This is a genomic window from Variovorax sp. LjRoot130 (assembly GCF_964253755.1).
In the GTDB taxonomy this organism is placed as follows: Bacteria; Pseudomonadota; Gammaproteobacteria; order Burkholderiales; family Burkholderiaceae_C; genus Variovorax.
In genome coordinates, this window is record NZ_CAXURM020000001.1 from 387,262 (window position 1) to 400,056 (window position 12,795).

Consider the following 12,795-nt stretch of genomic DNA (forward strand, 5'->3'; position numbering starts at 1 on the left):
AAAACGGAAAGACTTGATGCGCAACTGGAATGGCATGCGGTCCAGGGTATGGCGTTCAGGGGGCGTCAGGTCATTCCTCCGGTGCATGACCGATCCGCTGCGCCGCGGGCGAGCTCGCCAGGCTTTGCAAAGGCCGGCGCAGTGTCGCGTCGAAGGGATTGATCTTCGGGCCGATGGCCGCGGCTTCGCGCTTGAGCAGCTCCACCACCGTGGGCATGCGGTCGGCGTTGAGCCGGTCGGCGATGGTGCCCACGCTCAGCGCGGCCACGGCGCGGCCCTCGCGGTCGCAGATGGGCACGGCCACGCCGGCCATGCCTTCGAGCAGGCCGGTGCTGCGGCCCGCATAGCCGGCCTGGCGCACGCGTTCGATCTCGGTTCGCAGATAGACCTCGTCGTAGACGCCGTACTCGCGCACGCGCGACAGGTTGAAGCGGATCACCTCTTCGCGCTCGGCCTCTGGCAGGAAGGCCAGGATCGCGAGCGCACCCTGGCCCACGCCCAGCGCGATGCGCCCGCCGACGTCGCCGGTGAAAGAGCGGATCGGAAAAGGCCCCTCGCTGCGGTCGAGGCACACCGCATCGAAGCCGCTGCGCGCCAGCAGAAAAATGCTGTCTCCCAGGCTGGCACACAGGCGCAGCAGCACCGGGCGGCACAGGGAGCGCAGGTCTCCCGGGTTGCCGGCGTGCGCCGCCAGCGCAAAGAAGTCGATGCCGAGGCGGTACAGCTTGCTGCGCGCGTCCTGTTCGACCATGCCTTCGGCCAGCAGCGACTGCAGCAAACGGTGCGTGGTGGCCTGGGTCAGGCCCACGGCGCGTGCAATCTCTGTCACGCGGCCGCCTTCGGCCTGCACCGCGGCGAGGGCCCGGATCACGGCGAAGACGCGCGGCACGCCGCTGGTGGATGGGGAAGGGGTGCTCATGCCGTGCCGGGTGGAATGTTGTCCGGCCAGTCTACGCCATAAATTCCATTGAACGGAATAAATAAGAAAAAGATTCTGATTAGTGAAATACCCTGTGTGGTCTGGCGCGTTCGTTGCAATAGAGTGAATCGACTCCAACGAAAAGACTTCAGTTGCTGCCCCATCGGGGTGCGCCCCACGAAAGGCCTGTTCATGTCATTTCTCAAGCTCACCGAACTGACCAAGTTCTACGGCGGCACCTGCGCGGTGTCGGCCATGAGCCTCTCGGTGGAGAAAGGCGAATTCGTTTCGCTGCTGGGGCCTTCGGGCTGCGGCAAGACCACCACCCTGCAGATGGTGGCCGGCTTCGAGGCGGTGAGCAGCGGCCGCATCGAGCTGGCCGGGCGCGACATCACGCACGTCAAGGCCAACACGCGCGGCCTGGGCATCGTGTTCCAGACCTATGCGCTGTTTCCGCACATGACGGTGGCAGACAACGTGAGCTTCGGCCTCGAAATGCGCAAGATGCCGAAGGCCGAGCGGCGCGAGCGCGTGGCGCAGGCGCTGGCCCTGGTGCACCTGGAGGCACATGCCAACCGCTACCCGCGCGAGCTTTCGGGCGGCCAGCGCCAGCGCGTGGCATTGGCGCGCGCCCTGGTGATCGAGCCGCCGGTGCTGCTCTTGGACGAGCCGCTGTCCAACCTCGACGCCAAGCTGCGCGAGGAGATGCAGTTCGAGCTGCGCCAGATCCAGCGCAAGGTGGGCACGACCACGGTGATGGTCACGCACGACCAGAGCGAGGCCATGTCGATCAGCGACCGCGTGGTCGTGATGGAAGGCGGCTGCGCGACGCAGATCGACCATCCGCACCGGGTCTACGAACATCCGCGCACCCGCTTCATCTCCACCTTCGTGGGCAAGGCCAACCTGCTCGCCGGGCGCGTGGTGGCGAACGGGACCCGCAGCCGCGTTGACCTGGGGCCGCTCGCGGTCGACGTGGACGACGCGGGCTTCCACGCCGGTGCACAGGTGCTGCTCAGCGTGCGGCCGGAAAAGCTGCAACTGGTGGACGCGGGCCGCGGCCGCTTCGACGCCACGGTGCGCGAGCGCTTCTTCCTCGGCAGCCAGTGGCTCTACGCGATGACGACACCGGTCGGCGAACTGATGGTGCTGTCGCCCAACGACGGCCGGCCCGCGCTGGACGAAGGCCACGCCGCCGGCATCGCCTGGCCCGACCACTGCACGCGCCTGCTGCCCGCCGAAGAGGGCGCGGCTGCCGAACGGGTGGCCGCATGAAGAAGGCATCGCCCTGGTGGCTGTCCGGGCCGGCGCTGCTGCTGTTCGCCGCGCTGCTGCTGGTGCCGCTGGTGCTGACCGCGGTGCTGTCCTTCAACGTCTACGACCCGGCCACCGGGCCCCGGGCCGGCGAGTTCACGTTGGAGCACTACACCCACGTCTTCACCGACGCCTACTACCACGGCATCTTCTGGCGCACCTTCTGGATCTCCGGCCTGGTGGCGCTGATCTGCGTGCTCGTCGGCACCCCCGAGGCCTATGTGCTGAGCCGCATGCGCAACCCGTGGCGCTCGGTGCTGCTGCTGGTGGTGCTGGCGCCGCTCTTGGTATCGGTGGTGGTACGGGCCTTCGGCTGGAGCATGCTGCTCGGGCCGGAAGGGCTGGTCAACGGCACGCTGCGAATGATCGGCCTCGGCCCGGTGAAGATGCTCTACACCGAGACCGCGGTGGTGATCGCGCTGGTGCACGTGATGCTGCCCTTCATGGTGATCCCGGTCTGGACCTCGCTGCAGAAGCTGGACCCGGGCGTCGAGAACGCTGCGCTCTCGCTCAAGGCCTCGCACTTCACCACGCTGCGCCGCATCGTGCTGCCGCAGGTGATGCCGGGCGTGTTGTCGGGCAGCCTGATCGTGTTCGGCCTCTCGGCCAGTTCCTTCGCCATTCCGGGCCTGCTCGGCGGGCGGCGCCTCAAGATGGTGGCGACGGTGGTCTACGACGAGTACCTGCACGAGCTCAACTGGCCGCTCGGCGCGGCGATCGCGCTGACGCTGCTGGCGGCCAACCTGGTGGTGATGCTGAGCTACAACCGGCTGGTCGAAGGCCGCTACAAGAAGGCGCTGGGGTAGGGCCATGAGCAAGAACGGACCCCTCGCCCTTGCGTTCAACGCGCTCGTCATCGCCTTCATGCTGGCGCCGCTGCTGGTGGTGTGCATCGTCGCCTTCACGCCCGAGAACACGCTCACCATCCCGACCACGCGCTTCTCGCTGCGCTGGTTCGAGGCGGTGTTCGCGCACCCCGACTTCATGCAGTCGTTCTGGAACAGCCTGTGGCTGGCGCTCGCCTCGGCGACGCTGGCCACGCTGCTGGCGGTGCCGGCCGGCATGGCGATCACGCGCTACGACTTCGCGGGGCGCGACTTCCTGAACGGCCTGTTCCTCTCGCCGCTGATCATTCCGCACCTGGTGCTCGGCGTGGCGCTGCTGCGCCTGTTCGCGCTGGTCGGCGGCACCGGCAGCTTCGGCTGGCTGGTGCTGGCGCATGCGCTGATCGTCACGCCCTACACGCTGCGCCTGGTGATCGCCGCGCTGGTCGGCTTCGACCGCAGCGCCGAGCAGGCTGCGTTGTCGCTCGGCGCGAGCCAGGCCACGATGTTCAGGCGCATCACCTTGCCGATGATCCTGCCGGGCGTGACCGGCGGCTGGATGCTGGCCTTCATCAACAGCTTCGACGAGGTGACGATGTCGATCTTCGTGACCGCGCCCAGCACCGTGACGCTGCCGGTGCGCATGTACATGTACGCCACCGAATCCATCGATCCGCTGATGGCCGCGGTGTCGGCGCTGATGGTGGCGGTGACGGCCTGCGCCATGGTGCTGCTCGACCGCGTCTACGGGCTGGACCGCGTGCTGGTGGGGCGCCGATGAGCAGCACCAGCAAAGCACTTCTGCACCGCGTGGCCGAGGCTGGCCGCGCTGCCGTGGCCTTCACGCTCGACGGCCAGCCGGCCCGGGCCCTGGCCGGCGACACCGTGCTCACCGCGGTGCTGACCCAGTGCGGCCAGCTGCGCCGCAACGAGTTCAGCGGCACGCCGCGCGCCGGCTTCTGCATGATGGGCGCCTGCCAGGACTGCTGGATCCTGACGGCGGATGGCGGTCGGCTGCGCGCCTGCTCTACCTTCATCGAGGCCGGCATGGCATTGCTCACCGGCGGGGAGCCTGCATGACGGCAGAGGCCTTGCCGCAACCCGTGATCGTCGGCGCCGGCCCGGCCGGCGTGCGCGCGGCCCAGGCCCTGGTCGCGCACGGCCTGCGGCCGGTGCTGATCGACGAAGCCGGCCGTGCCGGCGGCCAGATCTACCGCCGGCCGCCGGCGAACTTTCAGCGTTCCCCCGAGACCCTGTACGGTTTCGAAGCAGCGCGCGCCACCGCCGTGCACGCCGCGCTGGACGGGCTGCAGGACCGCATCGACTACCGGCCCGACAACCTGGTGTGGAACGCCCAGGGCGGCCTGCTCGACGTGCTGCACGGCCCGAGCCGCACGACGCGCAGCGTGCCCTACCGCCAGCTCATCGTGGCGACCGGCGCGACCGACCGCGTGCTGCCCGTGCCCGGCTGGACGCTGCCCGGCGTGTACACCTTGGGCGGCGCGCAGGTGGCGCTCAAGTTCCAGGGCTGCGCGATCGGCCGGCGCGTGGTCTTCATGGGCACCGGCCCGCTGCTCTACCTGGTGGCCTACCAATACGCGAAGGCCGGCGTCGAGGTCGCGGCCGTGCTCGACACCGCCCGCTTCGCCGACCAGTTCGCGGCCGTGCCCGCGATGCTTTCGCAGCCGGCCGTGTTTCTCAAGGGCCTCTATTACGTCGCCTGGTTGCGCGCCCGCGGCGTGGCGCTGCATGGCGGCGTCCGGCCGCTGCGAGTGCTGGGCGATGCGCGCGTGAGCGCCATCTCCTGGCACGACGGCACGCGCGAGCAAACGCTCGAATGCGACGCCGTCGGCTTCGGCTATGCCTTGCGCTCCGAAACGCAGCTGGCCGACCTGCTGGGCTGCCGCTTCGCCTTTGCGCCGATGCAGCGCGCGCATCTGCCCGAGCGCGATACGGCCGGCCGTTCCAGCGTGGCCGGCGTCTACCTGGCCGGCGATGGCGCCGGCATCATGGGCGCCGATGCGGCCGAATGGGCCGGCGAGCGCGCTGCGCTGGCCCTCCTGGCCGACCGCGGTGTGAAGGTGGATGCCGCGCGTGCGCAAGTGTTGGAGCGCAAGCTCGACAAGCTCAAGAGTTTCCGCGCCGGTTTGGAACGCGCCTTTCCCTTTCCGCAGGACTGGGCCTCCCATGCGCCCGACGCGCTGGTGGTGTGCCGCTGCGAGAACATCACGGCCGGCGAGCTGCGCGATACCGTGCGGACCTGCGGCGCCGACGAGATGAACCGCCTCAAGGCCTTGTCCCGCGTCGGCATGGGCCGCTGCCAGGGCCGCATGTGCGGCGCGGCGGCGGCCGAAATCCTCGCGCACGCGAGCGGCCGGCCGCTCGCGCAGGTGGGCCGGCTGCGCGGACAGGCGCCGATCAAGCCGATCCCGATCCAGCTGGCGAGCGCGCCGGCCGAAGGAGCGGCCGCATGAAGCAAACGCTGAAGACCGACGTGGCCATCGTCGGCGGCGGCATCGTCGGCGCCTCCGCCGCGCTGGCGCTGCGGCGCATGGGGCTGCAGGTGGCGCTGCTGGAGCGCGACTTCTGCGGCTCGCGCTCCAGCGGCGTCAACTATGGCGGCGTGCGGCGCCAGGGCCGGCCGCTCAACCAGCTGCCGCTGGCGCAGCGCGCGCATCGCATCTGGGGCCGGCTGCCGGAACTGATCGGCACCGACGGCGAGTACCTCCGCTCCGGCCATTTCAAGATCGCGCGCAGCGAGGCAGACCTGGCCTCGCTGGAGCACTACCGCGAGGCCAGCCGTGACTTCGATCTCGGCCTCGAACTGCTGTCGGGCCAGCGGCTGCGCGAGCGCTGCCCGTGGCTGGGCAGCCGCGCGGTCGGCGGCTCGCTGTGCGCGGAGGATGGGCAGGCCAATCCGCGCCTGGTGTCGCCGGCCTTCGCGCTGGCGGCCCGGCGCGCGGGCGCGCAAATCTTCGAACGCACGCCGCTCGACGAGGTGGCGCATGACGGCGAGGCCTTCATGCTGCGTTCGGGAAACGCGCTGGAAGTGCGCGCGCCGGTGATGCTCAACTGCGCCGGCGCCTGGGCCGGTGCCATCGCCAGCCGCTTCGGCGAGACGGTGCCGCTGCAGTCCAGCCATCCGGCGATGGCGGTCACCGAGCCGCTGCCCTATTTCATGGACTGGAGCCTCGGCGTGGAAGGCGGCGGCGTCTACTGCCGCCAGGTGAAGCGCGGCAACCTGGTGCTGGGCGGCGGCGCCGGCATCGCGCTCGACGCCGACCGCGCGCGCTCCGGGCGCGAGGCCATCGCCGCGCTGTCGGTGCAGGCGATCGAGCTGCTGCCCGCGCTGCGCCACGCCAGCTTCATCCGCACCTGGAGCGGTACCGAGGGCTACCTGCCCGACCGCCAGCCGGTGCTGGGCCTGAGCGCGACCACGCCGGGCCTGATCCACGGCTTCGGTTTTGCCGGCGCCGGCTTCCAGATCGGCCCGGCCGTGGGCGAGGTGCTGGCCGAACTGGCGCGCGACGGGCACAGCAGCACGCCCATCGAAGCCTTTGCCATCGAACGTTTTCTTTCCGTCGAAGCCGCCGTGCCCGCAACGGCTCACTGAAGTCTCCCTGACCCCACTCTCAAAGGAACCCACCATGTCCCGTTCTCGCCAACCCCAATCGATCCGCCGTGCACTCCTCGCCGTGGCTGCCGCCGCGGCGCTGGCCGGCGGCGGCGCGGCCAGCGCCCAGACCAAGACGCTGTACATCGGCATGAACGGCGGCACCATGGAGAAGGCGTACACGCAGTACGTGTTCCCGGCCTTCGAGAAGGCGAACAACGTGAAGGTGGTGGTGGTGCCCGGCACCTCGTCGGACATCCTGGCCAAGGCGCAGGCCAACAAGGACCGGCCGCAGATGCACGTGATGTTCCTCGACGACGGCATCATGGTGCGCGCCATCGGCATGGGCTTGTGCCAGAAGCAGCGCCCGAGCGCGGCGCTCAACGACATCTATCCGGCGGCCCGTTTCAAGGACGACATGGCGAGCGGCGTCAGCCTGGGCATGACCGGGCTGGCCTACAACAAGAAGATGTTCGCGGAGAAGGGCTGGGCCGCGCCCACCTCGTGGATGGACCTGGCCGACCCGAAGTTCAAGGGCAAGGTGGTGTTCCAGTCGATGTCCTCCTCGTCCTTCGGCCTGCACGGCTTTTTGATGTTCAACCGCATCCAGGGCGGCAACGACAAGAACGTCGAGCCCGGCTTCAAGGCCTGGCCCACCACCATCGGCCCCAACGTGCTCGAGTACATCCCCAGCTCGGCCAAGATTTCTGAGATGGTGCAGACCGGCGAGGCCGCGCTGTTCCCGCTCACGCCCACCGCGGTGGCCGCGTTGAAGACCAAGGGCATCCCGGTGGAGTACGCGCAGCCCAAGGAGGGCTCGGTGGTACTGATGGTGGGGCAGTGCGTGATCGCCAACAACAGCGAACCCGAGCTGGCGCAAAAGCTGGCCGAGTTCCTGCTGAGCCCGCTGGCGCAGGCCAACGTGCTTCAGTTCGGCAGCCAGATCCCGACCAACCCCAAGGCGCCGGCGGTGGGCGAGGGCGCGGCGCAGGTGGCCGAGATCAACAAGTGGATGAAGAACGCCGTGACCATCGACTGGGACAGCATCAACGCCAACCGGCCCGCCTGGAACGCGCGCTGGAACAAGACCATCGAGAAATAGGCGCTCCCCCAGGCTTCGCGCACTTCGTGTCGCTTCGCCAACCCCCTCACCGGGGGCAACACCAGCGGCCCGGCAAAGCCGGTTCCGCGGTGTTTCCCGAACAGGCCGCGCTGCGCGTATCTCCAGTTTTCAGGGCTGATCCCGAATCCAGCCGGCTGCCTTCTCCGCCATCATCAAGGTCGGGCTGTTGGTGTTGCCGCTCGTGATGGTGGGCATCGCGCCGGCATCGACCACGCGCAGGCCGTCGATGCCGCGCACGCGGAGCTTCGAATCGAGCACCGCCATCGGGTCGCCGTCGGCGCCCATCTTCGTGGTGCCGACAGGATGGAAGATGGTGGTCGCGATGTCGCCGGCCAGGCGCGCGAGCTCCTCGTCGCTCTGGTACTGAAGGCCCGGCTTCCATTCTTCAGGCGCGTACTTCGCGAGCGCCGGCTGGGCCGCGATGCGGCGCGTGACGCGCAGCGAATCGGCCGCCACCTTGCGGTCTTCGTCGGTGCTCAGGTAGTGCGGCGCGATCGCGGGCGCGTCCTGGAAGCGGTGGCTCTTGATGTGCACCGTGCCGCGGCTGGTCGGGTTCAGGTTGCACACGCTGGCGGTGAAGGCCGGAAAGGCGTGCAGCGGCTCGCCGAAGGCATCGAGCGAGAGCGGCTGCACGTGGTATTCGAGGTTCGGCCATTCGTGCTCGGGCGAGCTGCGCGTGAAGGCGCCGAGCTGCGAGGGCGCCATGCTCATCGGGCCGCTGCGTTTCCACAGGTATTCGAGGCCGATCTTCGCCTTGCCGTAATAGGAGGAGGCGAGCACGTTGAGCGTGGGCGCGTCCTTGATCTTGTAGACCGCGCGGATCTGCAGATGGTCCTGCAGGTTGGCGCCGACGCCCGGCGCATCGAGCACGACGTCGATGCCATGCTGGCGCAGCAGCTCGGCCGGCCCGACGCCCGAGAGCTGCAGGATCTGCGGCGAGCCGATGCTGCCCGCGCAGAGGATCACTTCGCGTGTCGCATGCGCCAGCACCATCTCGTGGCCGTCCCACACCTGGGCGCCGGTGCAGCGTCGGCTGCCGTCGGGCCGGGTTTCGACGACGAGGCGCGAGACCTGGGCGCCGGTCCACAGTTCGAAGTTGGGGCGGCCGTAGCAGGTCGGGCGCAGGAAGGCCTTGGCCGTGTTCCAGCGCCAGCCGTTCTTCTGGTTGACCTGGAAATAGCCCACGCCCTCGTTGCTGCCGCGGTTGAAGTCGGTGCTGTGCGGCACGCCGGCCTGCACCGCGGCCTCGGCGAAGGCATCGAGGATGTCCCAGCGCAGGCGCTGCTTATCGACCCGCCATTCGCCGCCGGCGCCGTGCATCTCGTCGGCGCCGAGGTAGTGGTCCTCGTGCTTCTTGAAGGCGGGCAGGACCTGGTCCCAGCGCCAGGTGTCGTCGCCGGTGAGCGCGGCCCACTGCTCGTAGTCGCGCGACTGGCCGCGCATGTAGATCATCCCGTTGATGGAAGACGATCCGCCCAGCGTCTTGCCGCGCGGATAGCGCAGCGTGCGGCCGTTGAGGCCGGCGTCGGGCTCGGTGCTGTAGAGCCAGTCGGTGCGCGGATTGCCGATGCAGTAGAGGTAGCCGACCGGAATGTGGATCCAGTGGTAGTCGTCCTTGCGGCCGGCCTCGATCAGGAGCACGCGGCATTGCTTGTCGGCTGAGAGGCGATTAGCCATCAGCGCGCCGGCGGTGCCGGCGCCGATGACGATGTAGTCGAAGGTGGTGTCGCTCATTCGCGCCTTGTTTGTCTGTCTCTGGTCGTTCTTGTGAAGGGGTGCTGCAATGCGGCACCGAACGGTCGATTGTGGCAAACGCCCGTGCCTTGCGCCGATGGCCTACGCGAACGGGCGCCGATCGGGCGGTTTGCTGCAGACGCACACGGTTACGATGTTGCGTCCTCCATCTCGCAGACCGCCCGCCCGCTCCATCCATGTCGATCGCATCGTTGCCGACCGCCGACGCGCAAAACGCAGACCGCTTGCGTCCGCGCGTCGAGCAACGCGACGGGGAGGGCGGCAAATGGGCCGTCGCCAGCGGCTGCTGGACCGCGCTCTCGATGTCGTCGCGGCGCACCTGGGAGGCCCTGGCGAAGAATCTCGATGCCGTGCCGCCGCAGGACGACCGGGCCTGGGACCTGCGCCCCGTCGAGCAGCTCGACCACATCGGCGCCCAGCTGCTCTGGAACCACTGGCGCCAGGCCTGGCCGGCGCGGCTCGAAATGGACTCGCAGCACAAGGCCGTGCTGGACCAGGTGGCGCAGTACACCTGCAGCGCGCCGGCGGAGCCCGGCAAGACGCTGGCCGAGCATTTCCACGATTTCGCCCACAACGGCGCGCGCATCATGATGGTGGCGCGCGATTTCCTGGCGCTCGTCGGCCAGCTCACGCTCGACGTCGGCACGCTGCTGCGCGCGCCGCACCGTGCGCCCTGGCGCGACTTCTCGGGCCATCTCTACCATTTCGGCGCCACCGCGCTGCCCATCACCGCGCTGGTGGGCCTCTTGATCGGCGTGGTGCTGGCCTACCTGACCTCGCAGCAATTGCGCCAGTACGGCGGCGAAGCCTTCATCGTCAACATCCTCGGCCTGTCGCTGATCCGCGAACTCGGCCCGGTGCTCGCGGCGGTGCTGATTGCGGGCCGTTCGGGCTCGGCCATCACCGCGCAGATCGGCGTCATGCGCGTGACCGAGGAACTCGATGCCATGCGCGTGATGGGCATTCCGCATGGCTTCCGGCTCGTGATGCCGCGCGTGCTGGCGCTGGCGATCGCGATGCCGCTGATCAGCATGTGGACTTCGGCGGCGGCCCTGTTAGGCGGCATGGTCGCGGCCGATCTCACGCTGGACATCTCGCCGGCCTATTTCCTGTCGGCGCTGCCGCGCGCGGTGCCGATGACCAACATCTGGCTCGCGATGTCCAAGTCGGCCGTGTTCGGCGTCCTGATCGCGCTGATCGGCTGCTACTACGGCATGAAGGTGAAGCCCAACACCGAAAGCCTCGGGCGCGGCACCACCTCCTCGGTGGTGGCCTCGATCACGGTCGTGATCCTGGTCGACGCGCTCTTCGCTGTGCTCTTCAAGGGCGTGGGGTTCAGGGCATGAGCCGCCGGGCCGCTCCCAAGGCGAATACCGCAGCGCGCAGCGCGGAGGTTGTCCAATGAGCGAAGATCAGAAGACCAACATGGTCGAAATCCGCAAGCTGTGGACCGTCTTCGAGTCGCCCGAGGGCGACCAGGTGGTGCACCGCGACCTCGACCTCACGATCCGCAAAGGCGAGGTGCTGTCGCTGGTGGGCGGCTCGGGCACCGGCAAGACCGTGCTGCTGCGCCAGATCCTGGGACTCGAGCGGCCTTCGAAGGGCGAGGTCTCCGTGCTCGGTCATCCGCCGGGCCGGCTCAGCGCCACCGGCGCCGCCAACGTCGGCATGCTGTTCCAGCACGGCGCGCTGTTCTCGGCCTTCAGCGTGCTCGACAACGTCGCGTTCCCGCTGCGCGAACTCAAGCTCCTGCCCGACGACCTGATCCGCGATGCCGCACTGGTCAAGCTGCAGATGGTCGGGCTCGAGCCGCAGCAGGCGACCAAGAGTCCGGCCGATTTGTCGGGCGGCATGATCAAGCGGGTGGCACTGGCGCGCGCGCTGATCATGGATCCGCCGCTGCTCCTGCTCGACGAGCCCACCGCCGGCCTGGACCCCGAAAGCGCCGACGGCTTCTGCGACCTGTTGCGCGGGCTGCATCGCGAACTGGGGCTCACGGTGGTGATGGTCACGCACGACCTGGACACGCTGTTCGACCTCAGCACCCGCATCGCGGTGCTGGCCGATCAGCGCGTGATCGTCGCCGGCACGGCACGCGACGTCATCGCCTACCCGCATCCCTTCATCCACGAATACTTTCTCGGCGGCCGCGGCCAGCGCGCCATGGAGGCGCTCCACGAAGGCGTGCCGCCCTCGACCGTCTCGGGGCTTGCCGGCGCCGGCCGGACCCCACTCACTGAAAGGTAGCTGCCATGGAAAATAAGGCCCATGCCATCGCCGCCGGCGCCTTCGTGCTCGGCCTGATCGCCGCGATCATCGCGCTGGTGGTCTGGTTCACGCGCGACAACACGGTGCGCAACATCTACGAACTCTCGACCCGCGACCCAGTGAGCGGGCTGCAGCCGCAGGCGACGGTGCGCTACCGCGGCATCGCCGTCGGCAAGGTCGCCTCGATCGACTTCGATCCCAAGGTGAAGGGCAATGTGCGCGTGCGCATCACGGTCGACGAGCGCGTGCCGCTCACGACCTCGAGCTATGCCACGCTGAGTTACCAGGGCGTGACCGGCCTGGCCTTCATTGCGATCGACGACAAGGGCGAATCGCAGGTGGCGCTCACGCCGAACAACGACGATCCACCGCGCATCCCGCTCAAGCCCTCGGTGCTGGCGCAGCTGCAGGACCGCGGTGAGGCCATCATCAACCAGATCGACGAGGTGACGAAGAAGGCCAACACGCTGCTGGGCGACGACAACCAGAAACGCATCGCCGACGCGCTGGAAAACATCGCGCAGGCTTCGGCCAGCGCCAACCAGCTCACGCGCTCGCTCGACAACACGGTGAAGAACGGGCTCAACCCGACGCTGGCCACCTTGCCGCCGCTGGTGGACCGCACGAGGGATACCATGGCTTCGCTCAAGACGGCCGCCGGCGACGTCTCGCGCGTGGCCAACAACTTCAACGGCACCGTGAACCGGCTGAATGCGAAGGACGGCCCGATCGACCGGTTGGGCGACGGCACCAAGTCCCTGGCGCAGGCGGTCGACTCCTTCAACAGCGCCACGCTGCCGCGCGTGAACCGCGTCGCCGAGGACACCTCGCGCGCGGTGCGCCGCCTCGGCCGCGCGGCCGACGGCATCAACGACAACCCGCAATCGCTGCTGTTCGGCAGCGGCGGCGTGGTCGCCGGGCCGGGCGAGCCCGGATTTTCCGCGCCGGCCGCCGCGCCGGCGCGGCCTTGAAAGTGACG

At 68.9% G+C, this 12,795-nt stretch carries 12 protein-coding genes; 10 read left to right on the plus strand and 2 right to left on the minus strand.

The window, feature by feature from the left end:
- Positions 1 to 70 precede the first annotated feature (70 nt).
- A complete protein-coding gene (locus ACSQ86_RS01990) occupies positions 71 to 919 on the minus strand; it encodes an IclR family transcriptional regulator (RefSeq protein ID WP_436302502.1) in 849 nt (282 codons plus the stop codon).
- A 192-nt stretch (positions 920 to 1,111) separates the two neighbouring features.
- Between ACSQ86_RS01990 and ACSQ86_RS01995 the strand changes: the two genes are divergently transcribed.
- Genes ACSQ86_RS01995 through ACSQ86_RS02025 form a run of 7 tightly spaced genes read left to right on the plus strand, consistent with a single transcriptional unit; the run spans position 1,112 to position 7,772 of the window.
- Positions 1,112 to 2,194: an ABC transporter ATP-binding protein gene (locus tag ACSQ86_RS01995; protein ID WP_436308410.1), complete on the plus strand. Its 1,083-nt coding sequence runs from the start codon at positions 1,112 to 1,114 to the stop codon at positions 2,192 to 2,194.
- Entirely contained in the window at positions 2,191 to 3,039 is an 849-nt protein-coding gene (locus ACSQ86_RS02000; protein WP_436308411.1) for an ABC transporter permease, read from the plus strand. Before ACSQ86_RS01995 ends, ACSQ86_RS02000 begins: the two co-directional genes overlap by 4 nt.
- 4 nt (positions 3,040 to 3,043) lie before the next feature.
- Positions 3,044 to 3,838, plus strand: coding sequence for an ABC transporter permease (locus tag ACSQ86_RS02005; protein ID WP_093104226.1), 795 nt, complete (start codon positions 3,044 to 3,046; stop codon positions 3,836 to 3,838).
- Complete coding sequence (locus ACSQ86_RS02010) at positions 3,835 to 4,137, plus strand: (2Fe-2S)-binding protein (RefSeq protein WP_093104224.1); 303 nt, start codon at positions 3,835 to 3,837, stop codon at positions 4,135 to 4,137. The genes ACSQ86_RS02005 and ACSQ86_RS02010 overlap by 4 nt, the downstream gene beginning before the upstream one ends.
- On the plus strand, positions 4,134 to 5,531 hold the full coding sequence (locus ACSQ86_RS02015) for an FAD-dependent oxidoreductase (RefSeq protein ID WP_436302504.1): 1,398 nt from the start codon (positions 4,134 to 4,136) through the stop codon (positions 5,529 to 5,531). The genes ACSQ86_RS02010 and ACSQ86_RS02015 overlap by 4 nt, the downstream gene beginning before the upstream one ends.
- The gene (locus ACSQ86_RS02020; RefSeq protein ID WP_436302505.1) at positions 5,528 to 6,670 is read left to right on the plus strand and encodes an NAD(P)/FAD-dependent oxidoreductase; all 1,143 of its coding nucleotides are present in this window, start codon (positions 5,528 to 5,530) and stop codon (positions 6,668 to 6,670) included. The genes ACSQ86_RS02015 and ACSQ86_RS02020 overlap by 4 nt, the downstream gene beginning before the upstream one ends.
- A gap of 34 nt (positions 6,671 to 6,704) precedes the next feature.
- Complete coding sequence (locus ACSQ86_RS02025) at positions 6,705 to 7,772, plus strand: ABC transporter substrate-binding protein (RefSeq protein WP_093104220.1); 1,068 nt, start codon at positions 6,705 to 6,707, stop codon at positions 7,770 to 7,772.
- A 129-nt stretch (positions 7,773 to 7,901) separates the two neighbouring features.
- On the opposite strand, the gene ACSQ86_RS02030 is transcribed toward ACSQ86_RS02025, so the two are convergent.
- Positions 7,902 to 9,527, minus strand: coding sequence for a GMC family oxidoreductase (locus ACSQ86_RS02030; RefSeq protein ID WP_436308412.1), 1,626 nt, complete (start codon positions 9,525 to 9,527; stop codon positions 7,902 to 7,904).
- Positions 9,528 to 9,724: 197 nt separating this feature from the next.
- On the opposite strand from ACSQ86_RS02030, the gene ACSQ86_RS02035 reads away from it, so the two are divergent.
- Genes ACSQ86_RS02035 through ACSQ86_RS02045 form a run of 3 tightly spaced genes read left to right on the plus strand, consistent with a single transcriptional unit; the run spans position 9,725 to position 12,787 of the window.
- Positions 9,725 to 10,894, plus strand: coding sequence for an MlaE family ABC transporter permease (locus ACSQ86_RS02035; RefSeq protein WP_093104217.1), 1,170 nt, complete (start codon positions 9,725 to 9,727; stop codon positions 10,892 to 10,894).
- Between the two features lie 55 nt (positions 10,895 to 10,949).
- On the plus strand, positions 10,950 to 11,795 hold the full coding sequence (locus ACSQ86_RS02040) for an ABC transporter ATP-binding protein (protein ID WP_436308413.1): 846 nt from the start codon (positions 10,950 to 10,952) through the stop codon (positions 11,793 to 11,795).
- Between the two features lie 5 nt (positions 11,796 to 11,800).
- Entirely contained in the window at positions 11,801 to 12,787 is a 987-nt protein-coding gene (locus tag ACSQ86_RS02045) for an MlaD family protein (protein WP_436292399.1), read from the plus strand.
- The last annotated feature ends 8 nt before the right edge of the window (positions 12,788 to 12,795 follow it).